The organism is Nocardia sp. NPDC088792, assembly GCF_044750615.1.
In the GTDB taxonomy this organism is placed as follows: Bacteria; Actinomycetota; Actinomycetes; order Mycobacteriales; family Mycobacteriaceae; genus Nocardia.
Map to the genome: position 1 here is coordinate 500667 of NZ_JBIVKC010000008.1, position 25578 is coordinate 526244.

At 68.2% G+C, this 25578-nt stretch carries 24 protein-coding genes and 1 tRNA gene; 14 read left to right on the top strand and 11 right to left on the bottom strand.

The window, feature by feature from the left end; translation table 11 throughout:
* Positions 1 to 21 precede the first annotated feature (21 nt).
* The gene (locus ACIP5Y_RS44635; RefSeq protein WP_400359702.1) at positions 22 to 792 is read left to right on the top strand and encodes an SWIM zinc finger family protein; all 771 of its coding nucleotides are present in this window, start codon (positions 22 to 24) and stop codon (positions 790 to 792) included.
* Between the two features lie 65 nt (positions 793 to 857).
* Here ACIP5Y_RS44635 and ACIP5Y_RS44640 read toward each other — a convergent pair whose 3' ends face one another.
* From ACIP5Y_RS44640 to ACIP5Y_RS44655, 4 genes are read right to left on the bottom strand one after another with little or no spacing between them, the layout of a single operon-like run.
* Positions 858 to 2393 (bottom strand): flavin-containing monooxygenase, encoded by a 1536-nt coding sequence (locus ACIP5Y_RS44640; protein ID WP_400359704.1) that lies wholly within the window; start codon positions 2391 to 2393, stop codon positions 858 to 860.
* Complete coding sequence (locus ACIP5Y_RS44645) at positions 2390 to 3106, bottom strand: hypothetical protein (RefSeq protein WP_400359706.1); 717 nt, start codon at positions 3104 to 3106, stop codon at positions 2390 to 2392. Before ACIP5Y_RS44645 ends, ACIP5Y_RS44640 begins: the two co-directional genes overlap by 4 nt.
* Entirely contained in the window at positions 3103 to 4026 is a 924-nt protein-coding gene (locus ACIP5Y_RS44650; RefSeq protein WP_400359708.1) for a ferritin-like domain-containing protein, read from the bottom strand. The genes ACIP5Y_RS44645 and ACIP5Y_RS44650 overlap by 4 nt, the downstream gene beginning before the upstream one ends.
* A 47-nt stretch (positions 4027 to 4073) precedes the next feature.
* Positions 4074 to 4910, bottom strand: coding sequence for an SDR family NAD(P)-dependent oxidoreductase (locus tag ACIP5Y_RS44655; RefSeq protein ID WP_400359710.1), 837 nt, complete (start codon positions 4908 to 4910; stop codon positions 4074 to 4076).
* 102 nt (positions 4911 to 5012) lie between these two features.
* Here ACIP5Y_RS44655 and ACIP5Y_RS44660 point away from each other — a divergent pair, with 102 nt between their 5' ends.
* On the top strand, positions 5013 to 5690 hold the full coding sequence (locus ACIP5Y_RS44660) for a TetR/AcrR family transcriptional regulator (protein ID WP_400359712.1): 678 nt from the start codon (positions 5013 to 5015) through the stop codon (positions 5688 to 5690).
* A gap of 116 nt (positions 5691 to 5806) precedes the next feature.
* On the opposite strand, the gene ACIP5Y_RS44665 is transcribed toward ACIP5Y_RS44660, so the two are convergent.
* The 3 genes from ACIP5Y_RS44665 to icmF all read right to left on the bottom strand — a co-directional run bounded on the left by ACIP5Y_RS44665 (position 5807) and on the right by icmF (position 10869).
* Positions 5807 to 6868: an amidohydrolase family protein gene (locus ACIP5Y_RS44665; protein ID WP_400359714.1), complete on the bottom strand. Its 1062-nt coding sequence runs from the start codon at positions 6866 to 6868 to the stop codon at positions 5807 to 5809.
* Between the two features lie 149 nt (positions 6869 to 7017).
* Positions 7018 to 7452, bottom strand: a complete 435-nt coding sequence (locus ACIP5Y_RS44670) for a hypothetical protein (protein WP_400359715.1) — start codon at positions 7450 to 7452, stop codon at positions 7018 to 7020.
* A gap of 207 nt (positions 7453 to 7659) precedes the next feature.
* Entirely contained in the window at positions 7660 to 10869 is a 3210-nt protein-coding gene (gene icmF / locus ACIP5Y_RS44675; RefSeq protein ID WP_400359717.1) for a fused isobutyryl-CoA mutase/GTPase IcmF, read from the bottom strand.
* A gap of 123 nt (positions 10870 to 10992) precedes the next feature.
* Between icmF and ACIP5Y_RS44680 the strand changes: the two genes are divergently transcribed.
* From ACIP5Y_RS44680 to ACIP5Y_RS44715, 8 genes are all read left to right on the top strand, one after another.
* Positions 10993 to 12492 (top strand): CoA-acylating methylmalonate-semialdehyde dehydrogenase, encoded by a 1500-nt coding sequence (locus ACIP5Y_RS44680; RefSeq protein ID WP_400359719.1) that lies wholly within the window; start codon positions 10993 to 10995, stop codon positions 12490 to 12492.
* Positions 12493 to 12495: 3 nt separating this feature from the next.
* Complete coding sequence (locus tag ACIP5Y_RS44685; RefSeq protein WP_400359721.1) at positions 12496 to 13635, top strand: acyl-CoA dehydrogenase family protein; 1140 nt, start codon at positions 12496 to 12498, stop codon at positions 13633 to 13635.
* Positions 13632 to 14744 carry an enoyl-CoA hydratase/isomerase family protein gene (locus ACIP5Y_RS44690; protein WP_400359722.1) on the top strand — a complete coding sequence of 371 codons (1113 nt, stop codon included), beginning with the start codon at positions 13632 to 13634 and terminating at the stop codon, positions 14742 to 14744. The genes ACIP5Y_RS44685 and ACIP5Y_RS44690 overlap by 4 nt, the downstream gene beginning before the upstream one ends.
* 11 nt (positions 14745 to 14755) lie before the next feature.
* The gene (gene mmsB / locus ACIP5Y_RS44695) at positions 14756 to 15658 is read left to right on the top strand and encodes a 3-hydroxyisobutyrate dehydrogenase (RefSeq protein WP_400359807.1); all 903 of its coding nucleotides are present in this window, start codon (positions 14756 to 14758) and stop codon (positions 15656 to 15658) included.
* Positions 15655 to 16431, top strand: coding sequence for an enoyl-CoA hydratase (locus tag ACIP5Y_RS44700; RefSeq protein WP_400359723.1), 777 nt, complete (start codon positions 15655 to 15657; stop codon positions 16429 to 16431). Before mmsB ends, ACIP5Y_RS44700 begins: the two co-directional genes overlap by 4 nt.
* A gap of 58 nt (positions 16432 to 16489) precedes the next feature.
* On the top strand, positions 16490 to 17032 hold the full coding sequence (locus ACIP5Y_RS44705; protein WP_400359724.1) for a MarR family winged helix-turn-helix transcriptional regulator: 543 nt from the start codon (positions 16490 to 16492) through the stop codon (positions 17030 to 17032).
* Positions 17033 to 17108: 76 nt separating this feature from the next.
* The gene (locus tag ACIP5Y_RS44710) at positions 17109 to 18155 is read left to right on the top strand and encodes a hypothetical protein (protein ID WP_400359726.1); all 1047 of its coding nucleotides are present in this window, start codon (positions 17109 to 17111) and stop codon (positions 18153 to 18155) included.
* A gap of 63 nt (positions 18156 to 18218) precedes the next feature.
* A tRNA-Cys gene (locus tag ACIP5Y_RS44715) sits at positions 18219 to 18289 on the top strand.
* Positions 18290 to 18355: 66 nt separating this feature from the next.
* On the opposite strand, the gene ACIP5Y_RS44720 is transcribed toward ACIP5Y_RS44715, so the two are convergent.
* Positions 18356 to 19750 carry a metallophosphoesterase gene (locus ACIP5Y_RS44720; protein ID WP_400359727.1) on the bottom strand — a complete coding sequence of 465 codons (1395 nt, stop codon included), beginning with the start codon at positions 19748 to 19750 and terminating at the stop codon, positions 18356 to 18358.
* A 7-nt stretch (positions 19751 to 19757) separates the two neighbouring features.
* Positions 19758 to 20201, bottom strand: coding sequence for a hypothetical protein (locus tag ACIP5Y_RS44725; protein WP_400359728.1), 444 nt, complete (start codon positions 20199 to 20201; stop codon positions 19758 to 19760).
* A gap of 139 nt (positions 20202 to 20340) precedes the next feature.
* On the opposite strand from ACIP5Y_RS44725, the gene ACIP5Y_RS44730 reads away from it, so the two are divergent.
* Together ACIP5Y_RS44730 and ACIP5Y_RS44735 are read left to right on the top strand one after the other, a co-directional pair.
* Positions 20341 to 20694 carry a hypothetical protein gene (locus ACIP5Y_RS44730; protein WP_400359730.1) on the top strand — a complete coding sequence of 118 codons (354 nt, stop codon included), beginning with the start codon at positions 20341 to 20343 and terminating at the stop codon, positions 20692 to 20694.
* Positions 20695 to 20893: 199 nt separating this feature from the next.
* Positions 20894 to 22330, top strand: coding sequence for a hypothetical protein (locus ACIP5Y_RS44735; protein ID WP_400359732.1), 1437 nt, complete (start codon positions 20894 to 20896; stop codon positions 22328 to 22330).
* Here the strand turns inward: ACIP5Y_RS44735 and ACIP5Y_RS44740 are convergent.
* Positions 22285 to 23553: an alpha/beta hydrolase family protein gene (locus tag ACIP5Y_RS44740; RefSeq protein WP_400359734.1), complete on the bottom strand. Its 1269-nt coding sequence runs from the start codon at positions 23551 to 23553 to the stop codon at positions 22285 to 22287. The two genes, ACIP5Y_RS44735 and ACIP5Y_RS44740, sit on opposite strands and share 46 nt — an antisense overlap.
* Before the next feature lie 118 nt (positions 23554 to 23671).
* Positions 23672 to 24067, bottom strand: coding sequence for a winged helix-turn-helix transcriptional regulator (locus tag ACIP5Y_RS44745; protein ID WP_400359735.1), 396 nt, complete (start codon positions 24065 to 24067; stop codon positions 23672 to 23674).
* Positions 24068 to 24160: 93 nt separating this feature from the next.
* On the opposite strand from ACIP5Y_RS44745, the gene ACIP5Y_RS44750 reads away from it, so the two are divergent.
* Both ACIP5Y_RS44750 and ACIP5Y_RS44755 read left to right on the top strand, forming a co-directional pair.
* Complete coding sequence (locus tag ACIP5Y_RS44750) at positions 24161 to 25087, top strand: zinc-binding dehydrogenase (RefSeq protein ID WP_400359737.1); 927 nt, start codon at positions 24161 to 24163, stop codon at positions 25085 to 25087.
* A gap of 44 nt (positions 25088 to 25131) precedes the next feature.
* Positions 25132 to 25545: a nuclear transport factor 2 family protein gene (locus tag ACIP5Y_RS44755; RefSeq protein WP_400359739.1), complete on the top strand. Its 414-nt coding sequence runs from the start codon at positions 25132 to 25134 to the stop codon at positions 25543 to 25545.
* The last annotated feature ends 33 nt before the right edge of the window (positions 25546 to 25578 follow it).

The following is a 25578-nucleotide window of genomic DNA, read 5'->3' on the forward strand; positions in this document are numbered from 1 at the left end:
GCGGGCGGAAAGGGCCGGCGAATGAGGAATCACATCGACTTCTCGGAGTTCGGGCCGCGCCGCCCGGTGCGAGGTGGAGTGCAGGCGCGCAGTCAGCGGGGTGCGGCGTTCGCGCGAACCTGGTGGGGGCGTTCGTTTCTGGAGGCGGTCGAGAAGGTCGCGGATCAGGGGCGGTTGACACGCGGGCGGTCGTACGCGCGGACCGGTCAGGTGGTGAGTTACCGGCTGGAGCCGGGCGCGGTGAGCGCGGAGGTGCAGGGCAGTCAGCCGCGCCCGTTCATCTCGGTGCTGACCCTGCGGCAGCTGCGCGACGATCGGCTGGACGAACTCGTCGACCTGGTGCGCGGGACCCCCGGCATGCTGGGCGAGATCGCGGCCGGCGCCCTCCCGCACACCCTGGGCCCGCTGCTGTTACCCACCACCGCATCGGAATTGGACTTCTCCTGCACCTGCCCCGACCACGGCTGGCCCTGCAAGCATGTGGCCGCGGTCTGCTACGTCATCGCCGAACGCCTGGACGAACGCCCCAAGGACCTCCTGACCCTGCGCGGCGTAGAACTCGACGCCCTCATAGGCAGCGTCCAACAGGACTCGGCCGCCACGGATTCCGGCGATCTCTACGGCGAAGAGCTGAACCTTCCGGCCTTGCCCAAACCCGACTTCCGCCCCGCCCCCGAAGATCTCGACGCCATCCTCCTCCGCCAAGCCCTCCGCATGACCGCCGAAGACGAACCCACCACCGCCTCGGGCCTCCGCCACCTCCGCGCCCTCTACCGCGCCCTGGACGATTGATCACCGGGAACTCATTGCGGCGACACGCCGTCGACTGCCGCCCTGAGTTCCCGGTGATCGATTGATCAACTCGCGGTCGCGCGTGCTGCGGGGGTTCCGGCGGTGCGGTGGGAGCCCGTTTTCTCGAAGCGGTAGTCGGTCAGGCTGAAATGGGCCGCGCGCCAGGCGGCTTCGGGGGTGCTCATGGCGCGCAGCGGGACGTCGCCGTTCTTGTCGAAGTAGTAGCTGTTGGCCAGGGCGCAGCTGTCCTGCCAGAACACCTGGGTGCCGCGGCGGCTCAGCATCTCCTGGAAGTAGCGGTCGTTGGCCTCCGGGGTGACCTCGATGCGGGTCGCGGCGTGGCGGCGGGCCTGGCGGAGCAGGCGCAGGATGTGCGTGGTCTGCATCTCGATGAGCGTGAAATACGATGCGCCGTTGTAGCCGTACGGGCCGATGATGGTGAAGAAGTTGGGGAAGCCGGGCACGCTCACGCCCTCGTAGGCCTGCAGCCGGCGGGTGTCCCACCAGTCCTCCAGCCGGATGCCGTTGCTGCCGTGCAGGTCGAAGGTCGGCATATTGCCGGATTCCATGACCTTGAAGCCGGTGGCCATGATCAGCACGTCGACCTGGTGGTGGGCGCTGGTGGTGCGCAGGCCGGAGGCGGTGATCTCGGTGATGGGATCGGTCTCCAGCAGGACGTTCTCGCGGTTGAAGGTCTTCAGGTAGTCGTTGGAGAACGACGGCCGTTTACAGCCGAGCGCGTACTCGGGCGTGAGCTTCGCCCGCACCTCCGGATCGTCCACCTGGTCGCGCAGATGAGCCAGTCCGGTGCGTTCGCCGACCTTCGACATGGGCAGCACCTTGTAGTAGTGCGCCGCGAGCGGGAAGGTGATCTCCACGAAAGCCTGGCTCAGCCAACGGGTCAGCAGCTGCCCGCCGGGCAGCCGCATGAGCGTGCGGGCCGCCGACGGCATGGGTGCGTCCGGGCGGGGCAGGCACCAGATCGGGGTGCGCTGGAAGACCACCAGTTCCGCCACCTCGGGGGCGATCTCCGGAATCACCTGGATGGCGGAGGCCCCGGTGCCGATGATCCCGACCCGTTTGCCGCGCAGATCGACGCCGTGATCCCAGCGCGCGGTGTGCATGGTGAGGCCCCGGAAGCGTTCGGCGCCCGGGATTTCCGGCAGTTTCGGCCGGGTCAGGACGCCGGTCGCGCCGATGAGGTAGCGGCAGGTGAGTTCGTCGCCGTCGGAGGTGCGCACCTGCCAGAGGTGCAGGGTGTCGTCGAAGTCGGCGCGAGAGATGGTGGTGCTGAAGCGGATTCGCGGGCGCAGCCCGTATTTCTGCACGCAGTACTCGGCATACGCCTTGAGTTCCCGCCCCGGCGCGTACACCCGGGACCAGTTGGGCCGCTGCTCGAACGAGTACTGATAGCTGAACGACGGAATATCCACGGCGATACCGGGATACGTGTTCCAGTGCCAGGTTCCGCCAACTCCGTCGGCCTCGTCGATCATGACGAAGTCGTCGAACCCGGCCTTGCGCAGGGCGATGGCGGTGCCGATCCCGGAGAATCCGGCGCCGACGATAATGATCTCGTGATCCACCACGGTGCTGTTCACGGTGTGTCCTCCGCGTAAATGATGCAGTCCACCCGATGCTCGATCCCGTCCACGGTGCGAATGCCGAGCGGCGCGAGCCGGGCGATGGGCCAGGTGACGAGGCGGCAGTTCGGCTGCCGCAGGGCGCGGTAGTAGTGGTTGTGCAGCCGGAGCCCGGCCGCGGTGTCCGGAGTCAGCTGTCGCCGCTCCCACGAATCGCCGACCTGCACCCGGAGATTCGCGGCGGCGGCCCGGCGTAACAGGCCCCCGCCCAGCCGCCCGGCCAGGGCGGCGGCGAACCCGATACCGGCGCCGAGTCCCGCAATGCCCGTGCGGCTCGCGGGATCGGCGCCGGTGCGGGTCGTACCGTCGGCCGGGCGCGGCGTGGTGCCGGAGACCTGTGCCGCCAGGGCCGCGGTGAGCGGCGGCGGCGTGGCAGCCTCGGGCAGCCGCCCCACCAGGTCTTCGGGCAGCAGCCGGAGCAAGGGGCGCACGCCCGGCAGCGGTGGCGTGGGCAGTACCCAGACCGGATCATGCTGGAAGACGGTGACTCTGCGGGCTCGCGCCGCCACCGGCGGCAGCACCCTGGCCACCGCGGCGCCGCTGCCGACCACCGCGACATGCTGTCCCCGGATATCGTGATCGTCGCGCCATCGGGTGCAGTGATACTTCGGCCCGCCGTAGCCGATTTCGCGCACTCTCCCGGAATTGCCCCGGCGCAGTGGCGCGCTCATTTCGCGACCGGCTCGTAGGTGAGTGCCTCGGACCAGGACGGGGTGCGGCCGAGGATGCGGACCGGGAAGTGGTCGATGGCCTTGTTGAGGGCATCGTTGATGCCCTGGATGGGCTGCAGTTTGTCGATGGTCGCCCGGCCGTGCAGGCGTACGACATGGAACAGCGGCAGGCGCTTGATATCCGGCGCGCGTTCGCCGGCTTTCTCGTAGCGGCGCACGGCATTCCAGAGTTTCTCCTCGTCCAGACCCATCGCCATGATGTTGGTGGACATTCGGGACAGCAGCGGCGTGTAGAGCAGTGCGCCCATCAGGAGGGTGGGCCGCAGTGCGTAACCCGCCGATTCGATGGCGATCCGGCGCGCGGGTCCCGCACCGAGTTGTTCGAGCACCTGGAACCCGACTGCCAGGTGCCGGGATTCATCGCTGTTGATGTGCCGGAACACCTCGTGGCACAACGGATCCTGCACCTCGTCGAGCAGGAATTTCACCAGCGCCCCGTCCAGCGCGCATTCCAGGGACGGAATGACGGTGCCGAGGACGGGGAGCGAGAGACTGTCGCCGTACCGATCCAGCCACTGGATGACGAGCCGGATGTTCTTGTTGGGCACCGGCATCGCGTCGCCGCGCAGCATGCCCCAGCGCCGCATGAGGGCGAGCTCCGCATTGGCGTGCTTCTGCTCTTCGGCGTGGAAGTACCGGTAGATCTCCTTGAGCGGCCCGTCGGGCGCGCGCAGGGTGAGGGCGGCGAAACCGCGCGCGCCCACGTGTTCGATCCACACCAGGTCGGCCATGAATTTCGTGAGGCCGGGCCGCTGCTCCTCGGTGATGAGGTCGGCTCCGGGTGCGTCCCAGTCGAGGTCGGCCAGCGCCCACTGCCGATCCTTGATCGTGGTGAGCATGTCGGAATATGCGAACGCCATTGTTCAACTCCTTGTTGCCGCGTGCTACCGCACGGTCGTGCTGCGAACTACCGCACCAGCCGCTCCAGCAGTCCGGCGGCGCGGGTGTAGGGCTCGGGGAGCAGTCGCTTGGACTGCCAGATCAACTTGGCCTCGAGCTGCGGGACCACATACAGCTGGCCGCGGTCCACGGCGTCGAGGGTGGCGCGGGCGATGCCGGCGGGCGGGCGTCCGGTCCAGCGGATGAGGCGCTCACCCCACTTCTCGATGCCCGGGTCGCCGAGCGAAACGCCCTCCAGGATATTGGTTTTCACGCCGGTGGGGCACAGTGCGGTGACGGTCACGCCGGTGCCGGCCAGTTCCGCGGCGAGCGTTTCCGACAGGGCAAGTACGCCGGCCTTGCTCACGTTGTAGGCGGCCATGCGGGGCGCCGATCCGAAGGCGGCGGCGGAAGCGGTATTGACGATGGATCCGTGCCCGGCCGCGCGCAGGCGGGGTGCGAAGACGTGGCAGCCGTGGATGACGCCCCACAGGTTGATGTCGAGCACCTGATGCCATTCGGGCAGTGGCGTATCGCCGATGAGGGCGCCGCCGCGGCCGATGCCGGCATTGTTCACCACGATGTCGGCGGTCTTGCCGAACCATTGTTCGGCGGTGTCGGCGAGTGCGGTGACCTGTTCCAGGCTGCTCACGTCGCAGCCGGTGTCGAAGGCCTTACCGCCGGTGGCGGTGACCAGTTCGACTGTCTCGCGGGCTCTTCCGGCGTCGATATCGGAGCAGATCACCCGCCCGCCGCGGCGTCCGAGCTCGATCGCGAAGGCCCGGCCGATACCGCTACCGGCGCCGGTCACCACCGCGTCGGCGTGCTGGGTGCGGCGAGTGCCGCCGAAGGGATTGAGACGCATGGGAACTCCCGGGGGTGTGCATCCGGCAGTCAAGTGGTGGCATGTGCCACCATTGGCCGCACCTGCCACCAATTAGGCGCGTGGTGCGGTATTTTGTCAACCATGGACGTGCACGCAGTCCCGTCTTCGCAACAGCACGGTGACCCGGCCGCCGCCAAGCGGAACGGCACCTGGGGCGGCCGCACCCAGGCGGAACGCCGCACCGAACGCCGCACCCGCATCATCGACGCCGCCCTCGCCATCTGGCTCGAAAACGGCTGGGCGGCAGTCACCATGCGCGGCGTCTGCACCCGCGCGGGCCTCAACGACCGCTACTTCTACGAGCACTTCGCCGACCGCGACGAACTGCTGGGCGCGGTCTGGGACGAGGTCTGCTTCCACGTCTTCGGCGAACTCTCCGCCGTATTCGCCGAACACCTCGGCCAACCCCCGCTGGACATCCTGCACCTGGCCATCGCCCGGGCGGTCGCCCTGCAATCGGAAGGCCCCGCCCGCATCCTCTTCGGCGATCACGCCGGCAGCCGCGTCCTCGAGGAACGCCGCAAGGCCACCCTCACCGAGGCCACCGACTTCCTCATCGCCACCGGCCGCCCCTACCTGCGCCCCGGCGTCGACGAATCCGACCTGCGCATGGGCACCCTCATGGGCATAGGCGGCTTCACCGAACTCCTCACCGCCTGGCGCACCGGCACCATCACCACCGACGCCCCCCACATCATCGACCACGTCACCCGCACCGCCCGCCTCATGGGCGCCCAATACCTGGCCTTCCCGGACTGAGCACCATCACCCGGGACTCCCGGAAACCCATTCCGATCCCGAGGATCCGCTCCATGGCGACCCACCCCAGCGACCGCTATCCGCTGATCCGGGGAGGCGCGGCGCCGGAACGATCGTCAGAGGTCGTCGATGCCGTAGACGCGCTGCGCCGTCGTCCGGAACACCTGCTCCAGCGCCGCGGCATTCGCGCCGTGCTCGGTCAAGGACGTGGCTACCGCCGCGGCCGCGTTCGGGATGCTCGTAATGGGCTTGTCCACCGGGAAATTGGAACCCCACAGCAGCCGCTCCGGGCCGAAGACGTCCAGCGCGTGGTGCAGCAGCGGCGAAATGCGTTCCACCAGCACCGGAACCGGCGTCGGCCGGCCGCGCGGCGGCACCGGATGCCCGAGGATCGGCATCATCAGGCCGCTCACCTTGGCGACCACATTCGAATGCGCCGCCAGCGCGGTCAGATCGTCGCGCCAGCGCACGAACAGTTCGCGTCGCTGACCCGGATTCTGCCCGGTATCGTCGCCGACCGGCCCGAAAATGCCTGCGGGCGTACCGAGATGGTTCAGCACGATGGTCGCGTCGGGGAACCGCCCGGCCAGCGCCGTGACCTCGGGCAGCTGTCCCGAATACACCCACGCCTCGAAGGACAGCTTGCGCTCGGCCAATACCGAGAAGCCGTTCAGGAAGGCGGCGGAGGTGAGCGCGCCCGGCGCCGCGCAATGCGCGCGCACATCGGGATCCGGGTGATATTCGACCCGGGCGCGGATGCCGCGGAAGCGCGGCGAGGCCGCCTGATGCGCGTCGAGGAGCTCGGCGAATTCGGGTGCGGCCGGATCGCCCGCGCCGACGATGGCGCCCAGGGCGGGCGTGTCCACGCCGAACGGCAGGCTGGCCACCCAGCGGGTCTCGTCGGCCTGGGCGAGGCGGCCCGGGCCGTTCCACTCCACCTCGATGTGCACGATGGCCTCGACCGGCACCGCACCCGCGTCCTCGCGGTAATCGGCCGGGAGATACGGATGCACGAACGGGGTTGGATCGCCCACGAATTCACGGTCCCGCCGCGGCGCGAGCCGCTTGGCGATATCCATGGGGAGGGGCACATAGCGGAACAGTTTGGCCAGCCCGCTGAACTCGCGCGGCGTCGTCAGCGGATCCCACTGATGAATATGCGCGTCGACGACAGTCATTCCCGCCAGGTCCATGATGTCCCTTCAGTCCGGGTCGGCCTGTTCCGGATTCTTCCACGCGGGTACCTCGGCCAGCGCGGAAAAACAACAATGCCGCGCCCGGAGAACGGGCGCGGCACGGTCGCGAGCACTGCCGATCGGTAAGGGCCTCAGGGCAGGATCTGCGGCACCACGTTCGGGGCCAGCACGCCGACCAGCGCGCCGATGGCGGTGCCGATCACGGTGCCCCACAGGGCGCCGGAGATCGCGCCCGGAATCGAGCCGAACGCGGAACCGGTCGCGGCGGAACCGACACCGCCGACCAGCGCGCCGGCCGCGATGCCGTTGTGCACCGGATCGGAGTCCTGCGCGTTCGGGTCGGTGGCGACATCCTGCAGCGGCACACCGGCGGCGACCGGGGCGGCCTGCACCGGTGCGGCCGGAGCGGCGGCGACCGGCGCGTCGACGGTCTGCACGACCGGCGCGGGCGCGGCGGCCGGCGCGGCCTGCGCCGAGGCGACACCCGAGAACATGGCGGCGACGGTCACGGGCAGCGCCACGGCGATGACCTTGACGGTGTTCTTGACAGCGGTACGACGGAACATAGTTTTCCCAGTCCTCCCCGACCTCGATCCCCCGGCACGAATCGAACGTCAGCAACGAGCGAATACGAACGCCTCATACATAGCCCAGGAATTGCGTCCCGTAAATCAGCTGTGGGAGGGGGAAATTCACGCACGACCCTATTTCGCGAGGAAAGTCGATAGCGAGTCACCGTGCGCTGCAAGCAACATCACATCGCGTCCAGGAGTTCACACATTGCGCCGATACTGACCGCCCACCGCGAAGAACGCATCGGTGATCTGTTGCAGTGTGCACACTCGCGCCGCATCCATCAATACCTCGAACACGTTGTCGTCGCTGCCCGCCGCGGCGCTCAACCGGGCCAGCGCCGCGGGCGATTCGCCGCGATGCCGCTCGATGAATTCCCGCACCCGCCGCAGTTGCGATTGCTTCTCGTCCTCGGTGCCGCGCGCCAATTCCAGCACCCGATGCTCTTCGCCGTGCGGATTGCGGAAGGTGTTCACGCCCACGATGGGCAGGCTGCCGTCGTGCTTACGCCGTTCGTACAGCATGGATTCGTCCTGGATGCGCCCGCGCTGATATCCGGTCTCCATGGCCCCGAGCACCCCGCCGCGTTCGCTGATCCGCTCGAATTCGCACAGTACCGCCTCCTCGACCAGATCGGTCAGCTCCTCGATGACGAAGCTGCCCTGCAGCGGATTCTCGTTCATCGCCAACCCCCATTCCCGGTTGATGATGAGCTGAATGGCCAGCGCCCGGCGCACCGATTCCTCGGTGGGCGTGGTCACCGCCTCGTCATAGGCATTGGTGTGCAGGCTGTTGCAGTTGTCGTAGATCGCGATGAGCGCCTGCAAGGTGGTGCGAATGTCGTTGAAGTTCATCTCCTGTGCGTGCAGGGACCGCCCGGAGGTCTGGACGTGGTACTTCAACTTCTGCGAGCGCTCGTCGGCCCCGTACTTGTCGCGCATGGCGACGGCCCAGATGCGGCGCGCCACCCGGCCGATCACCGAATATTCGGCATCCATGCCATTGGAGAAGAAGAACGACAGATTGGGCGCGAAATCGTCGATCCGCATGCCGCGCGCCAGATACGACTCCACATAGGTGAATCCATTGGCCAGCGTGAAGGCCAGCTGACTGATCGGGTTCGCCCCCGCCTCGGCGATGTGATAGCCGGAGATGGACACCGAGTAGAAGTTGCGGACGCCCTGCTGGACGAACCATTCCTGGATGTCGCCCATCATGCGCAGGCTGAATTCGGTGGAGAAGAGACAGGTGTTCTGCCCCTGATCCTCCTTGAGGATGTCGGCCTGCACCGTCCCGCGCACCGTCGCCAGCGTGCGGGCGCGAAGATCGGCCGCCTCCGCCCCGGTCGGCTCCCGGTCTTCCGCCGCCGAGAACTGTTCCAGCGCTTGATCGATGGCGGCATTGAGGAAGAACGCCAGAATCGTGGGCGCGGGCCCGTTGATGGTCATCGATACCGAGGTGGCGGGCGCGTCCAGGTCGAATCCGTCGTAGAGCGCCTTCATATCGTCCAGCGTCGCAATGGAAACGCCGGAGGTGCCGACCTTGCCGTAGATATCGGGACGTTCGGCCGGATCGTGCCCGTACAGCGTCACCGAGTCGAAGGCCGTCGAAAGTCGTTTGGCCTCGGAATGTTCCGACAGCACCTTGAAGCGCCGATTGGTCCGGAAGGCATCGCCCTCACCGGCGAACATCCGCGCCGGATCCTCATTGTCCCGCTTGAACGGGAACACGCCCGCCGTGAACGGGAACCGGCCCGGCAGATGCTCCGACCGCAGGAATCGCAGCAGCTCACCGTGATCGGTGTAGCGGGGTAGTGCCACCCGCGGAATCGAACTGCCGGACAAGGTTTCCCGGCGCAGCGGCGTGCGCAGCTCGCGGTCCCGCACCCGGACCACCTGTTCGTCACCCCGATACGACTCCGCGATGGCGGGCCATTCCGCGAGCAGGGCGGCATTCTCGGGTTGCAGTCCGGTCTTCGCCTTCGCGAGCAACTCCGACACCTGGACGTCGTCCGGCAATTCCGCGAGAACCTGCTCGACGCGCTGCACCCGCTGTGCGGCGGCGACCTGATGCGCGGTGGCCGCGTGGTAATCCCGCACGGTCTCGGCGATCTCGGCGAGGTACCGCACCCGGGCGGGCGGAATGATCTGCGCGAAGCGGGTCGAGGCCCGGGTGCTCACCCGCGGCAGCGCACCCTGTTCGAGCGGCAGCCCGTGCTCGGCCAGCAGTCCGCTCAGATGCTGGTAGAGCGCCGTCACGCCGTCATCGTTGAAAGTGGCCGCGCTGGTGCCGAATACCGGCATGTCCTCGGGAGTGGCGTGGAAGTCCTCCCGATTCCGCACCAGCTGCCGGGAGACATCGCGCAGCGCGTCCGCCGCGCCGCGCCGCTCGAACTTGTTGATGGCCACGACATCCGCGTAATCCAGCATGTCGATCTTCTCGAGCTGCGAGGCCGCGCCGAACTCGGGCGTCATCACGTACAGCGAGACATCGACGTGCTCGGCGCTCTCGGCGTCGCCCTGACCGATGCCCGGCGTCTCCAGGATCACCAGATCGAATCCCGCTGCCTTGCAGGCGATCACCATGTCATCGATATTGTTCGGCAGCTCGCGCTCGCCGCGGGTGGCGAGGGAACGGAAGTAGACGCGCTCACCATCCAGGGAATTCATCCGGATGCGGTCGCCGAGCAACGCGCCACCGCCGCGCCGGCGAGTGGGATCGACCGCCAGCACCGCCACGCGCAGCTTGTCCTGCTGATCGTTGCGCAGTCGCCGCACGAGTTCGTCTGTGAGAGAGGACTTTCCGGAGCCGCCGGTACCGGTGATACCCAGCACCGGCACGTGGCGCGCCGCGGCGGCGGCGGTGAGCGCCGCCAGATCCGCCTCGGGCAATGTCCCCTGCTGCAAGCAGGTAATGGTCCGGGCCAGCGCCGCCCGATCCCCGGTCAGGACCGCCTCGACGCGCGGCGGTGATTGCGAAAGATCCACGTCACATGCCGAAATCAGCTGATTGATCATGCCCGGCAGCCCCAGCCGCTGCCCGTCCTCGGGCGAGAAGATGGTCACCCCGGCCGCCGCCAGCCGCGCGATCTCCTCCTCGACGATGACTCCGCCGCCCCCGCCGAAGATCTTCACGTGCTCGGCCCCGGCCTCCTTCAAGGCCTTGGCAAGGTACTCGAAGTACTCGATGTGCCCGCCCTGATACGAGCTGACCGCGATGCCCTGCACATCCTCGGTGAGCGCCGCGTCCACCACCTCGCTCACGGCCCGGTTATGCCCCAGATGAATCACTTCGGCGCCCTGCGCCTGCAGGATCCTCCGCATGATGTTGATGGCCGCGTCATGGCCGTCGAACAGCGCCGCTGCGGTGACGAACCGCACGGGATGGACCGGGACATGCAAATCGGGCACGTCAGCCTCCGCAGGCAGAGTCGTTTGGTGCTGTGAATTATCCCACAGCCAATACTTGGATGTCCAACTATAGGATCGCCACATACCGCGCAATCGGCGCGCAAGCATCGAGACAGGACTGGCATGGTTCGCGAACTCACGCATTTCGTCGGCGGGCAGCACGTAGCGGGAACGTCCGGCAAGTTCGGTGACGTCTACAACCCCAGCACCGGACAGGTGCAGGCCAGAGTGCCGTTGGCGTCCACGGCCGAGGTGCAGGCGGTCATCGCGAATGCGGCCGAGGCACAGCGGGTCTGGGCCGCGTTCAACCCGCAGAAGCGGGCCCGCGTGCTCATGAAGTTCCTGACATTGGTGCAGGACGAGATGGATTCCCTGGCGGCGCTACTGTCCAGCGAACACGGCAAGACCATCGCCGACGCCAAGGGCGACATCCAGCGCGGCCTCGAGGTCGTCGAATTCGCCACCGGCATCCCGCATCTGCTCAAGGGCGAATACACCGAGGGCGCCGGCACCGGCATCGACGTGTACTCCATGCGGCAGCCGCTCGGCGTGGTCGCCGGCATCACCCCGTTCAACTTCCCGGCCATGATCCCGCTGTGGAAGGCCGGACCGGCACTCGCCTGCGGTAATGCCTTCGTGCTCAAGCCCTCCGAGCGCGACCCCTCGGTCCCGCTGCGGCTGGCCGAACTGTTCCTCCAGGCCGGACTGCCCGCGGGCGTCTTCAATGTCGTCAACGGCGACAAGGAAGCCGTGGACGCGCTGCTGCACGATGACCGCGTCAAGGCCGTCGGCTTCGTCGGCTCCACCCCGATCGCCCAGTACATCTACGAGACCGCCACCGCCAACGGCAAGCGCGCCCAGTGCTTCGGCGGCGCCAAGAACCACGCCGTCGTCATGCCCGACGCCGACCTCGACGATGTCGCCGACCAGCTCATCGGCGCCGGCTACGGCTCGGCGGGCGAGCGCTGCATGGCCATCTCGGTCGCCGTGCCGGTCGGCGAGGAGACCGCGGATCGCCTGCGCGCCAAGCTCATCGAACGCATCGAGAAGCTGAATGTCGGCCTCTCCGACGACCCGGGCGCCGACTTCGGCCCACTGGTCGGCCGCGACGGCGTGGACCGCGTGAACAACTACGTGCAGATCGGCGTGGACGAGGGCGCGGAACTCGTCATCGACGGCCGCGGACTCGTCGTCGAGGGCGGCGAGGCCGGATTCTTCGCGGGCGCTTCCCTTTTCGACCGCGTCACCCCGGAGATGCGGATCTACCAGGAAGAGATCTTCGGTCCCGTGCTGGCGCTGGTGCGCGCCAAGGACTACGAGGAAGCGCTCACCCTGCCCAACGAGCACGAATACGGCAACGGCGTCGCCATCTTCACCCGCGACGGCGATACCGCCCGCGACTTCGCCTCCCGCGTCCAGGTCGGCATGGTCGGCATCAATGTCCCGATCCCGGTGCCGATCGCCTACCACACCTTCGGCGGCTGGAAGCGTTCCGGATTCGGCGACCTCAACCAGCACGGCCCCGACTCCATCCGCTTCTACACCAAGACCAAGACGGTGACGCAGCGCTGGCCTTCCGGTCTCAAGGAGTCCAACGCCTTCGTCATCCCGACCATGGACTGATTCATGTTCGTACTGGACGAGGACGAAAAGGCGATCGTCGAGACCGCCCGCTCCTTCGCCGACGAGCTGCTCGCGCCGAACGCCCTGGAATGGGATGAGCGCAAGCACTTCCCGGTCGATGTGCTGCGCAAGGCCGGCTCGCTCGGCCTCGGCGGCATCTACGTACAGGAGGACGTGGGCGGCTCGGCCCTGCGGCGACTGGATGCCGTGCGCATCTTCGAACAGCTCTCCACCGGCTGCCCCGCCATCGCCGCCTACATCTCCATCCACAATATGGCCACGTGGATGATCGACACGTACGGCGATGCGGCACAACGCAATCAGTGGCTGCCCGGGCTCACCTCGATGGACCTGCTGGCCAGCTACGCGCTCACCGAACCGGGCGTCGGCTCCGATGCGGCGGCCCTGAGCACCAAGGCCGTCCGCGACGGTGACGACTACCTGCTCACCGGGGTCAAGCAATTCATCTCCGGCGCGGGCAGCAGCGATGTCTACGTGATCATGGCGCGCACCGGAACCGAAGGGGCGCGCGGGATCTCGGCCTTCATCGTCCCGGCCGACACGCCGGGACTGTCCTTCGGTGCCAACGAGCGCAAGATGGGCTGGAACGCCCAGCCCACCCGGCAGGTCATCCTCGAACAGGCCCGGGTGCCCGCCGCCAATCTGCTCGGCGCCGAGGGCAACGGCTTCCGCATCGCCATGAACGGGCTCAACGGCGGGCGGCTGAACATCGCCGCCTGCTCGCTCGGCGGGGCGCAGTCCGCGCTCGACCGGACCGTCGCCTACCTGGCCGAGCGCAAGGCCTTCGGCTCCCGGCTGCTGGACAACACCGCCCTGCAGTTCGAACTCGCCGATATGCGCACCTCCCTGGAGGCCGCCCGCACCCTGCTCTGGCGCGCCGCCGGCGCCCTGGACGCCGACGCCCCCGACAAGGTGGAACTCTGCGCCATGGCCAAACGGTTCACCACCGACGCCGGATTCGACGTGGCCAACAAGGCTCTGCAACTGCACGGTGGCTACGGTTACCTGGCCGAATACGGAATCGAGAAGATCGTCCGCGACCTGCGGGTACATCAGATTCTCGAAGGGACGAACGAGATCATGCGGGTCGTAGTGGCGCGCGCTGTAGTAGGAGCGGCATGAGTACGAGCGAGAAGTCCGGCGTGGTCGAGCCCGAGGTCCTCATCGAAAAGCGTGATGGGCTCGGCCTGATCACGCTCAACCGGCCCAAGGCCATCAACGCCCTCGATCACCCGATGGCGCTCGCCATCCTCGACGCCCTCCGCGAGTGGGCCGGCGACGATGAGGTGCGTGCCGTCGTACTCACCGGCGCGGGGGAGCGCGGCCTGTGCGCCGGTGGCGACATCGTCGCCATCCACGGCGATGCGAAGAAGGCCGTCGCGGACGGTGATTCGGCTGCGGCGCGGGCGGATTCGCCGAGCGGCAAGTTCTGGCGCGACGAGTACATCCTGAACGCGCTCATTGGCCGCTACCCGAAACCCTATGTGGCCGTGATGGACGGCATCGTCATGGGCGGCGGCGTCGGCCTGTCCGGTCACGCCTCGCACCGCATCGTCACCGAACGCTCCATGGTCGGCATGCCCGAGACCGGAATCGGCTTCATCCCCGACGTGGGCGGCACCTACCTGCTCGCGCACGCACCCGGCGAGATCGGCACCCATGTCGCGCTCACCACCGCGCGCATGAACGCCGGCGACGCCATCGCGGCCGGATTCGCCGACCACTTCGTGCCGTCCGACCAGATCCCGGCGCTGCTGGAAGCCCTGCACGCCAACGAGGTCGATATCGCCATCGCCAAATTCGCGCAGCCCGCACCGGTTTCGGACTTCGTGGCGCAGCGCGACTGGATCGACTCCTGCTACAGCGCCGGAACCGTCGAGGAGATCGTGAACCGGCTGCGGAACGACGGCCGCGCCGAGGCCGCCAAGGCCGCCGCCGACGTACTGTCCAAATCCCCCGCGGCACTGAAGGTCACGCTGCGCTCGCTGCGCAATGCCCGCACCGCCGCGCACCTCGAGGCAGCACTGAACGAGGAATACCGCGTGTCCGTCGCCTCGCTCGGCACCCACGACCTGGTGGAGGGCATTCGCGCCCAGGTCGTCGACAAGGACCGCAACCCCCGGTGGTCGCCCGCCACCCTCGCCGACGTCACCGGCGCGGACGTGGACGCCTACTTCCAGGAACTCGGCGACCGCGAATTGGGACTGGTCGCACCTAAGGACGCACAGTGAGCACTGAGAACATCACCGAGAAGGTCGGATTCCTCGGCCTCGGCCACATGGGTGGCCCCATGGCGGCCAACCTGATCAAGGCCGGCTACGAGGTCCTCGCCTTCGACCCCGTGCCCGCCGCCCAGGAACAGGCCCGCCGGGACGGCGCGACCGTCGTCGCCACCGCCGTGGAAGCCGTTGCGGCAGCGGACATCGTCCTCACCATGCTGCCCAGCGGCCGCATCGTGCTCGACGTCTACCGCGAGGTGCTGCCGTCGGCCAAGCCGGGCACCCTGTTCATCGACTCCTCCACCATCGATGTCGCCGATGCCGTCGCGGCCGCGGAACTCGCTGTCGCACAGGGGCATCGGGCCGTCGACGCCCCCGTCTCCGGCGGCGTGGGGGGCGCGGTGGCGGGCACCCTGACCTTCATGGTCGGCGGGCCCGAGGCGGACTTCGCCGACGCCCTGCCGCTGCTCGAGATCATGGGCGGCAAGGTCGTGCACTGCGGCGGCGCGGGCGTCGGCCAGGCCGCCAAGATCTGCAACAACATGCTGCTCGGCATCTCCATGATCGGGCTGTCCGAGGCCCTCGTGCTCGGTGAGAAGCTGGGGCTGACCCACGACAAGTTCTACGACGTGGTCTCCACCGCATCGGGCCAGTCGTGGGCGCTCACCTCGTACTGCCCCGTCCCGGGTCCGGTGCCGGCCAGCCCGGCCAACAACGACTACCAGCCGGGCTTCGCCACCGCGCTCATGAACAAGGACCTCGGTCTGGCCGCGAATGCGTTGCGCACCAACGGTGTCGACGGCCGGATCGGCCTGCTCGCCGCGGAGATCTACAGCCGCTTCAACCAGGACGAAGCGGGCAAGGACTTCTCGGCTATCGTCACCGATATCCGCAAGCGATCTGAATCCGAAGGGGAATCGGCGTGACCGACTTCGAGACCATTCTGCTGGAGCGCAAGGGGCGCGTCGCTCTCATCACGCTGAACCGGCCGAAGGCCCTCAACGCGCTCAACTCGCAGGTGCTGACCGATATCACCGCGGCGCTCGACGAGCTCGAGAACGATGACGAGATCGGCGCGGTCGTGCTCACCGGTTCCGACCGGGCCTTCGCGGCCGGCGCGGATATCAAGGAAATGCAGTCCAAGTCGTACATGGACATGTTCCTGACCGACCACTTCGCCGGCTGGGACCGTCTCGCCGCCTTCCGCAAGCCGCTCATCGCGGCGGTCGCGGGCTATGCCCTCGGCGGCGGCTGCGAACTCGCCATGATGTGCGACATCCTGCTCGCCGCCGATACCGCCAAGTTCGGGCAGCCCGAGATCAAGCTGGGTGTCATCCCCGGCATGGGCGGGTCGCAGCGCCTGACCCGGGCCGTCGGCAAGGCCAAGGCCATGGATCTGGTTCTGACGGGCCGCAATATGGACGCCGAGGAGGCCGAGCGCGCGGGTCTGGTGTCCCGCATCGTTCCGGCTGCCGACCTGGTCTCCACCGCCCTCGAGGTGGCCGCGACCATCGCCTCGATGTCGCTGCCGTCGGTCATGATCGCCAAGGAAGCCGTCAACCGGTCTTTCGAAACCACCCTCACCGAGGGCCTGCGTTTCGAACGCCGCGTCTTCCATTCGCTCTTCGCCACCGAAGATCAAAAAGAAGGCATGACCGCTTTTGTAGAGAAGCGCCCAGCCGACTTCGGCAACAAGTGATTTCGAAAGGGTTCGGGGCTGCGGCCCCGGACCCTTTCCCCATGCGATGATCGGAGTCATGTCCCGGCCCCGCCCCCTGCCGCTCGATCCCATCGAGGAGGCGCATCGCCAGTGGACCGAGCACGGCTGGGGTGAGGTCGCCGACGGCATGGCGGCGGTGACCTCCCTCGTGCGCGCCCAGCAGATCGTCATGGCTCGGGTCGACGAGGCGCTCAAACCGTCCGGACTGACGTTCTCCCGCTACGAGCTACTCATGTTGCTGAGTTTCAGCAAAACGGGCGCGTTGCCCATGGCCGTCGCCAGCGCCCGATTGCAAGTACATCCGACCAGCGTCACCAACACCGTCGACCGCCTCGAAGCTGCGAAGTTGGTGAAGCGGGTGCCACATCCGAGTGACCGGCGGGCGACGCTCATCGAAATCACGGATGCCGGAAGAGAATCGGTTGCCAAGGCCACCGGTCAGCTGAACCGGCAGGTATTCGCGAACACCGGCCTGCCGCCGGAACGTTTGCAATTGTTGCTGGAATTGTTGTCCGAATTCCGGCAGTCCGCAGGCGACTTCGATACGGGTAACCGGCCTGCTCGCTGGTCGGAACGGTAACCGTCCAGCATCCACGCAGCCAATTTCCTGCGTCATAGTCTTGGAATCGGACGGCAAAAGGTTCACCATTGAGGCCATGGTGCTGGTCCTCGGGGTGTCGGCGGGCGCGGGGGGTGCGCGCGCCATGCTCACCCACTCCGACCAGCCACATCTCCCTCCCATCGACCGCTGCAAGGTGCTTCGTCGCCGCAGCGGCAGCATGGAGGAAGCGGTCTTCGAAGCCATTCGGCTCATGCGGAAATCGGCCGCCAAGCGGGACGAATTCATTACCGGCATCGCCGTCACCACCCGCAGTTCCTCACACGCCGAGGCCGTCCGCACCACGGCCGGGCGCAATCGCCTCACCGTGATCGACGAACCGGTGGCGCAACTCCGCTATCTCCGATTCACCGGCCGGCTGCCGACCGAGGGTTCCGTCCTGCTCTACGACCTAGGTGCGTCCGGTCTCACCCTCACCCAGATCGACTGCCGCACCGATGCCGTGCTGGCGAGCAAGCGCAGCACCGTGCTCGGCGGTGACGGGCACGACGCGCTGCTGCGCTGGCTGCTCACCCGCGGCGGTGTCACCGTGGACCTCAACACCACCCGCCGCAGCAAGGAGGCGCTGGCCTCCGAACGCGTGCTGACCGTCTGCGACCCCATCTCCGGGCAGCGCGCCGTCATCACCCGCAGCGACTTCGCGGACCTGGTCGAGGCCGGTATCCACCACTCGGCCTCGTTCGTGCGGCACATGGTCGAGGAGACGGGTATCCACCCCGACGGAATGGCCCTGCTGGGCGGCTGCACCCGCAACAAGAGCATCCGGGACGAACTGGAACAGCAGCTCGAGCTACCCATGATCTACGACCCGGAGCCCGAATTCGTCTCCACCCGCGGCGCGGTGCTGCTGGCCGCCGAACGACCCTCCGCCCGCCGTGTCCGAAGTGTCCGAACCGGACCGATTGTCACGCCCAGCGAATCGAACGACGGACCGGTTTCCCGCAAGAAGCTGGTCGCCGCCGTGGCCGTCACCGCCACCCTGGGCGGAACCATCGTCGGCGCGCTCGCCATGGACCGCGACACCGGCGGGCACGGCGACAGCAAGCCCAGCGTCGAGGTCGTCGGACCGCCGAAACACGGCTGATAGAAATCACGCTGATCCCAACCCTCGCCGGAGTGCCCCGGATACCGCACTATTGATCATGATGCGGGCGTGACCGAGTGGCTAGGTACCGGTCTGCAAAGCCGTTTACGTGGGTTCGAATCCCGCCGCTCGCTCTGGGAACAACAGGGCCCCCGATGAATTCATCGGGGGCCCTGTCGTTTCTGTGCTTTCGAGGAGGATCAGGCGGCGGTCAGGCCCGAGAAGTCGCGCAGCACCGTGTGATTGCGGTCGGCGGCGCTGCCCAGCGTGTAATCCGGCCAGCGGCCCCAGTATTCGGATCGGGTGCGGGTACTCCACTGCCGCGCCTCGGGGCTGCGGGTCTTGAAGAAGTTGAGCATGTAGCCGCCCTCGTACAGCCGGACCCGGGCGTAACCGCCCGGATACTCCTTGCAGGCGGCGACTTCCAGGAATTCCACCGGGATCGGCACGTCCGGCTGGGTGCGGAGATTGCGGTGGGTGTGCCCGCTGTGATGCAGGAACACACCCGGCGTCGAGGCGTAAAGGGATTGCAGCTCCGCGGAATTCGCGGCATCGAGAATGAAACCCGGACCCGCGACATTCGACCGCCCCGACTGGGTGGTGACGGGATGATGACCGAAAACCAGTGTGGGACGGTCCGGATCGGCCCGCAGCACCGTACGCAGCCGGTCGAGCTGCTGGCGATCCATGGTGCCGCCGGAGTTGTCGAGTTCGGTGGTATCCAGGCCCAGCAGGCGCAGTTCACCCACCTCGTACTCGCCCAATTGCTGTCTGGTGCCGAACGAATCGCCCCAGCAGTCGAAATGATCCAGATACGGCGAACACGAGGCGTAATCCGCACCCAGGTGCGGGCGATCGTGATTGCCGCGGCAGGCGAACCAATCCCGGCCCTGCGCACCCCAGGCCAGCAGATGATCGTGCACGCCCCGCACCTGATCGGGGGTGGCCTCGGCGGTGAGGTCGCCGGCGGCGATCAGCTGATCCACGCCGCGATCGGGACGGCGCAGATCGTCGAGCAGCGCGGTCAGCATGACCTCGGGATACGGTGGGAGACCCGGCAATTGGCGCACACCCGGCGGGAGCTCGCCGGAGATGATGCCGCTCACTTCCTCGCCGTAGTGAATGTCGTTGGACAACGCCAGGGTTCGCAGCAGGCGGCCGGGCGGCGGCGTCAGCGTGGTGAACATGCCCTGTGATTCGGGCGTATTCGCCAGCAGTGTCAGGGCGGCCGGCGAAGGCGTAGCGGGCACGCCCGCGGAACGCGCTTCGAAACGGTAGCCGCGGCCGGGTTCCAGGCCGTCGACCTCGGCGTAGTGATAGGCGGTCGGCTCGGAGTCACCGCAGACCTGGCGCTGGGTGCGGCCGTCGGCCGGACCCAGCCACACCTCGCTGTCGGTCGCCACCGGATTCGCATCCGGCCCGAGCGTCGTCCAGGTCAGCACCGCCGACCGCTCGGTAATGGTGACCACTTCGAGATCCGTGACGATGGGCGAACCCGCCTGCGCACGAGCCGGATTCGACCCGAGCAACGGCATCGCCGCGGCCGCGGCGACCAGGCCGAGCAACTGCCGGCGGTTCGGCCCGCAGCAGCTCATCGGCGTGCTACCGAGCGTCGGAGGAACAGACCTTCCATGTGCCGTCTTCCTTACGGAGATGTTCGGTGGTGCTGCGCTTGTCGTCCTGGGCGCCCGGCAGGCTGAGGACGCCCGCCGTGGTGGCCGTGGCGCGATCGCCGTTGATCGCGATGCTCTGTACCGAATCCACCTTCATGACGACCTTGCCGTCGTCCATGGCCTTCTTCTGCGCGTCCGGCAGGGCTGCGTACTGGGCGCGGTCACCGGCGCAGGTCTGGTTCACCGCCACCGACGCGCCCTGCGTGGAGAGCGTGCCGTAGAAATCGCGGACCGCCGACTCGATGCGCTGATTGTCGCTGGGCGCGGAATCATTGCCGCTCAGGGTCACCGCGGCGGCGATACCTCCTCCGACTAGCACCACGGCGAGTGCGCCGAGTCCGATGGTCAGGGGAGTACGCCGTGCGAGGGTCATCGAGATCCTTCATCGATTCGGGGCCACGAGGAATGACCGCAGACTACGGCACGAGGATTTCGAAATCGCGGCCCGGGAGCGAACACCACCTATATTGGCGCGGAGGTCGATTCGCCTCAGCCCGATCGAAGGAGACCCGGTGCGCCGCTTGCTGTTCGCCACGTCCGTCCTGGCCGCCGCGGTCGCCGCGGCGCCGTTCGCCGCCGCGCAGCCGCCCGCCGATCCGGTCGTGAAGGTGCAGGCCGTCTTCGGGCCCGAACAGTTCCCCATGGCCGGCGTCACCGCCGACGTCGCACCCTGCGCGGGCGGCGCCAGCGTGGCCACCCTGACCACCGGCGACGACGGATCCGCCACGTACAACGGCGCGATCGGTTGCTACAAGGTGCAGGTCTCCGCCCCGATCGGCTGTTCACTGGACGGCGATGCGGCACAACAGGTCACCTCCCTCCCGGGCCTCACCCCTACCGCGCTGTTCCACTTCCGCTGCGCCTGACACACCCCTTGACCTGCGATGATCGGTTACGGCACGGGCCGGAGCAGGGGTGTGACCGAAGGCACTTCTCAGGGCTTGCTCAGGGTGTGACTGTTAACCTCGGCGAGAGATAGCTGGCTCGTATTGCTCGATCGCGATAGGCGTCGGGTCACCGAGGGAGGGTGACGACTTGGGCGCGAAGTTCGCGTTGGCACAACCCATGAGCGTGAAACCGGCCCGGGACCTTCGCCGGTACACCGGGACAATAGAGGCCATCGGCGCCTTCCTGGGCGCGGTCATCGCCGGACTGCTACTGATGGCGCCCCTCGATGTCGGCGCCACCACCGGGCCCAGCTTCCAACTCGACCTGCTGGTACTCAATATGCCCCGCGCCGCCGCGGCGGGGGCGGTCTTCGCCGCGGTCTCGGCCGCGCTGGCCATCGCGCTCGGCCGGCGCACGGCCTGGGTGGTGGCCGCGGGCAGTTCCCTCGTACTGCTGCTCGATCGGCTGTTCACCGGGCAGGCCGTCGACAACGGGAACCTCACCACCGTCAACTACGTCGACTCCATCTTCAGCGGCATCCTGCTGGGCGCGCTCGCGGTGGCCGTCTTCGGCAGGCGCACCGCCACTTCCGCCTATCTCATCGGCGCGCTCGGGGCCATTCTGATCGGCGATCAGACCTCGCTGCCGAGCGACAGTGGGCACGAGCCCTTGATCTCCTGGGCCGCCACCGCCTCACCGCCACTGTGGATGTACTTCCTCGCGGTCGCGCTGCTGGCGGCCGGACTGCTGCTGCAACGGCCCGCGTCCCACCATCAGCCGAACAGTGATCTGCCCATCGGGCCGATCGTCGCCGCGCTGCTGCTGGTCGCCGCCACCGCGCTGTCCACCGAATGGGTTGTGCGACATGCCGGGACGTCCAAACAGGTCACCATTGCCGCCGTGATCACCGTGGCCGCCGCGATGGTGGCGGCGCTGCTGCTGCCGGGACGGGACGGCATGCTGGTGCTGCTGTCGGTTGCGGTCACGAACGCCGGGAGCGCGATCATCGCCGTGCCACGGCCCGAATGGTCCGCGCCACTGCCGATGATCGCGGTCGTGGCAGGACTCTTCGCCGGTCGCCGCCGGCCGCTGCCCTGGGCGGCACTGTGGGGGACGGCCGGCCTGTCGGTGTTCGCGGCCCTGACGGCGGGCACGGCGCACGGCACCGCCCTCGTGCCCGTGCTCGGCATCACCGTGACCGCGCTGCTGGTCGGCTACTGCTTCGGCACGGCCGTACCCCGCAACGCGGGCAGCGCGGTGGTGGCCATCGCCGTACTGATCGTGCCGTGCCTGGTGGTCGCATTGCGCGGCAGCAGCTTCGGTCGGATCGCGTATTCGCCGCAGTGGTACCGCGATCCGGAGGGCGCGGCATCCGCGGCGCCCGGCTGGGTGGCGCTGGCGGTCACCCTGGGCTGCGGCCTCGGGATGTTCATCCTCTATCGACTGCGGACCTCACCGGCCGTGCGCAGCCGGATCGTCGCGCGAAAGTCCCTGCCGCAGGCGTGGATCGGACGTAGCCGCAAGAGCGAATCGGAATCCGGCCCCGCCTCGAACCTGCTTCTCGACCTTCAGCGGCCGAAGCGGGCGTTCACCCAGTTGAGCGCATCCGGGTAGGAGGTCGCGAGCAGGCCGCGGTGATCCGCGCCCGGATAGGTGCGGTACTGCACCGGCTGCCCGGTCAGTTTCTGCTGCGCCACCATGGCGGTGGTGGCCACCGCCGGAACCGTGGTGTCCGCCGCGCCCTGCAACACCAGTAGCGGCTGGGCGAAAGTCAGTGCGCTGGGGTCGTTCTCGTTCAGAACGCGGGTCAGCGCGCTGTCGTCGCCGCCGGGGGAGAAGACCTCGGCCGCCGGGATGCCGCCCCACGAATCCTTGCCCCGCAACTGGCCGATACAGGTCGCATCCGCCAGCGGCAGCATGGAATCGCTACGCGGGGCCAGGAATCGGGCCGGATCCAGGTCCGACACCGTCTGCGCACCGCGAATGAGCAAGGGCAGGAACGATGTCGAGCCGCCGGTGACCGGAGCCAGCACCGTCGCCGCACCGGCCGTGGCGGCCGCCTGCGACGCCTGCACACCGGTCCCGATATGCGAGGCCGGCGCCATCGCGACCGCCCCGAGCAACTGCATGTCCGGCGCCCACGCCTGCGCCTGCGCATCGGTGAAGACGGCCGCCTGCCCGCCCTGCGAATGCCCCATGGCCACCCAGCGCGTGCCGATCTCCGGCTCGACTTCCCGTGCGGCCCTTGCCATATCGGCCACGGCCCGCTGCTCCGCGGTCCCGATGAGATAACCGTGCGGGCCGGGCGTACCCAGCCCCTGATAGTCGGTCTGCGCGACCGCGTATCCCGCCGCGATCCACTGCGCCTGCGTCGCACGCACCAGCGACGTGTAATCGTGCGCCGGGAATTCCGGTGAGGTATCGCGGGACGGAGCGCACACATCCGCCACGCCGGTGGTGCCGTGCGCCCACGAGATGAGCGGCCAGCCACCCGGCGGCGGTATGCCCTCCGGAACGGCGAGGGTGCCCGAGACCGCCACCGTCTCGCCCTGCATATCGACGGATCGGTAGAGCACCAGATAGTTTCGCGCACCCGGCAGCCCGGGATCGCCGGTAATCGGCCGCAGCTGGATCACCGTGCCGTGCGGGCCGGGGACCCGGTCCGCCTCGGGCGTGTAGAACGCGAGGCCCGACTCGTCGGAAACCGGTGCCGCGGGGGCGGGTCCGGTCGCACCGGCCGGCGCATCCCCGGAAACCGGTGCGGCGCTCGCCGGTCCGGCCACGCCCGCGAGGGCGGCCGCCAGGATGACAGCGAGGTGGCCGGTGAGTCGGTACATACCCCAAAACATACCGGTCCGTTGCCCTTTCTTGCGGGAAGGCGACAGGAACCGGCGATCGGTCGGCGTGCCCATACCGGGCGCCACCGGCCGTCTGTCCGGCACTCCTACCGCCCGATCAGTGCGCCGGAAGCTCGCGCTGATCGTATTCCGATCGTGCGGAATGGATTTCGCTGATGTGCGCATACGACCAGGCGCGCAGTTCGGCCACCGCCGAAGCCAGGCTGCGGCCCAGCGGCGTCAGCGTGTACTCGACCGTGACCGGGACGGTCGGGAAGACCGTGCGCTCGATGATGCCGTCGCGCTCCAGCGCGCGCAGGGTCTGGGTGAGCATCTTCTGGGTGATGCCCTGGATCTTGCGGCGCAACTCCGAGAAGCGCTGGGTGCCCGGCTCCAGGGCCAGCAGGACCAGGCCCGTCCAGCGTTCGCCCACGCGGTCGAAAATCTGGCGGGACGGGCAGTTGATGCTGAAGACATCCCACTCCGGAACGCCCTCTACCTCGATGGTTTCCACCAGGTACCTATACCACCAAATACTGCCTTCTTCCGAGGAGATACCGGCCGCCATAACGTCTGTACCAAGCAGGAACGAACAAGGAGCAGCACCATGAAGGCACTGACCGCCACCGCCGACGACCGCGTCATCACCTTCGCGGAGGTCGCCGAACCCGCACCCGCCGCCGGCCAGGCGGTCATCGCGGTCGACGCGTTCTCGGTCAACCGCGGAGACTTCTTCGCGCTCACCGGGGTCTACGGCACCGACCCGGAGCCCGGCCACATCCCGGGACAGGACGTCACCGGCCGCATCCTGCAGGCCGCCGCCGACGGCAGCGGCCCGGCGGCGGGCACCCGCGTCATCGCACACGCCGCCGGCGGCGGCTGGGCCGAACGCGTCGCCGTCACCACCGACGCCATCGCCGAACTGCCCGAAGGCCTTCCGGCCACCGCGGCCGCCACCCTGCCGCTGGCGGGCCTCACCGCCCTGCGCCTCATCCGCCGGGCCGGGGACCTGAACGGCAAGCGACTGCTCATCACCGGCGCGACCGGCGGCGTCGGCCACCTCGTGGTCGAACTCGCCCTCGCGACCGGCGCGACCGTCACCGCCGTGACCGCCACCCGGGAACGCGGGCAGCGCCTCGCCGACTTCGGCGCCCGCATCATCACCGAGATCGACGAGACCGCCGGGCAATTCGACCTCATCATGGAATCGGTCGGCGGCGACACGTTCACCGCCGCCCTCGCACGGCTGGTCCCCGGCGGCACCGTAATCTGGTTCGGCCAGGCCGGCCGCGAGCCGATCCGATTGGACTTCTTCGCGCTGTTCGGCGTGACCCCCTTCACCCTGCACCACTTCCCGCACTGGGTGTCGGACCGGACCGACGCCGAGGACCTCGCCGAACTGGTCCGGCTGGCCGCAACCGGTGTCATCCACCCGGAACTCGGCCGCACCGCCGACTGGGCCGAAACCGCCACGGTCCTCACGGATCTGGTCGGCCGCCGCATCCGCGGCAACGCGGCCCTCACCATCGCCTGACCTCCGAACCACGAAAACCCCTGCACCAGACAAGGATCGACGCCATGACCACCGAGCAGACCCGCACCCTCATCCTCGACTACATCGAAGCCCTGCGCACCGGCCAGGCCGCCGACCGCCGCGCCGAGTTCTTCACCGAGGACGCCACCTGGACCCTGGGCGGCGACCTGCCGGTCTCGCGCACCTGGAAGGGCCGCGACGAGATCTTCGGCGGCTTCCTCACCCAGATGGTCGCCCGCTTCGACCTCACCCAGCCGATCAGCCAGGAGGTCCACACCGTCCTCGCCGACGGCGACCACGCCCTCGCCGAATGGACCACCCACGCCACCACCATCGACGGCGAACCCTACGACAACGACGTCGCCATCGTCTTCCGCCTCACCGACGGCAAAATCGCCTCGGGCCGTGAGTATTTCGACACCGCCTACGCCGGCCGCCTCCTCTTCGGCCGCCCCTGACGAGGAGCGCCGTACCGCGGTGGCCGAAGGGCC

Coding starts and splice junctions, on each gene's coding strand:
- ACIP5Y_RS44660 (WP_400359712.1), top strand. CDS start 5,013: ATGGACGTGCACGCAGTCCCGTCTTCGCAACAGCACGGTGACCCGGCC.
- ACIP5Y_RS44720 (WP_400359727.1), bottom strand. CDS start 19,750: ATGAGCTGCTGCGGGCCGAACCGCCGGCAGTTGCTCGGCCTGGTCGCC.
- ACIP5Y_RS44725 (WP_400359728.1), bottom strand. CDS start 20,201: ATGACCCTCGCACGGCGTACTCCCCTGACCATCGGACTCGGCGCACTC.
- ACIP5Y_RS44650 (WP_400359708.1), bottom strand. CDS start 4,026: ATGGCGTTCGCATATTCCGACATGCTCACCACGATCAAGGATCGGCAG.
- ACIP5Y_RS44655 (WP_400359710.1), bottom strand. CDS start 4,910: ATGCGTCTCAATCCCTTCGGCGGCACTCGCCGCACCCAGCACGCCGAC.
- ACIP5Y_RS44755 (WP_400359739.1), top strand. CDS start 25,132: ATGACCACCGAGCAGACCCGCACCCTCATCCTCGACTACATCGAAGCC.
- ACIP5Y_RS44705 (WP_400359724.1), top strand. CDS start 16,490: ATGTCCCGGCCCCGCCCCCTGCCGCTCGATCCCATCGAGGAGGCGCAT.
- ACIP5Y_RS44750 (WP_400359737.1), top strand. CDS start 24,161: ATGAAGGCACTGACCGCCACCGCCGACGACCGCGTCATCACCTTCGCG.
- ACIP5Y_RS44735 (WP_400359732.1), top strand. CDS start 20,894: ATGAGCGTGAAACCGGCCCGGGACCTTCGCCGGTACACCGGGACAATA.
- ACIP5Y_RS44685 (WP_400359721.1), top strand. CDS start 12,496: ATGTTCGTACTGGACGAGGACGAAAAGGCGATCGTCGAGACCGCCCGC.
- ACIP5Y_RS44690 (WP_400359722.1), top strand. CDS start 13,632: ATGAGTACGAGCGAGAAGTCCGGCGTGGTCGAGCCCGAGGTCCTCATC.
- ACIP5Y_RS44645 (WP_400359706.1), bottom strand. CDS start 3,106: ATGAGCGCGCCACTGCGCCGGGGCAATTCCGGGAGAGTGCGCGAAATC.
- ACIP5Y_RS44635 (WP_400359702.1), top strand. CDS start 22: ATGAGGAATCACATCGACTTCTCGGAGTTCGGGCCGCGCCGCCCGGTG.
- ACIP5Y_RS44710 (WP_400359726.1), top strand. CDS start 17,109: ATGGTGCTGGTCCTCGGGGTGTCGGCGGGCGCGGGGGGTGCGCGCGCC.
- ACIP5Y_RS44665 (WP_400359714.1), bottom strand. CDS start 6,868: ATGACTGTCGTCGACGCGCATATTCATCAGTGGGATCCGCTGACGACG.
- ACIP5Y_RS44680 (WP_400359719.1), top strand. CDS start 10,993: ATGGTTCGCGAACTCACGCATTTCGTCGGCGGGCAGCACGTAGCGGGA.
- ACIP5Y_RS44740 (WP_400359734.1), bottom strand. CDS start 23,553: ATGTACCGACTCACCGGCCACCTCGCTGTCATCCTGGCGGCCGCCCTC.
- ACIP5Y_RS44670 (WP_400359715.1), bottom strand. CDS start 7,452: ATGTTCCGTCGTACCGCTGTCAAGAACACCGTCAAGGTCATCGCCGTG.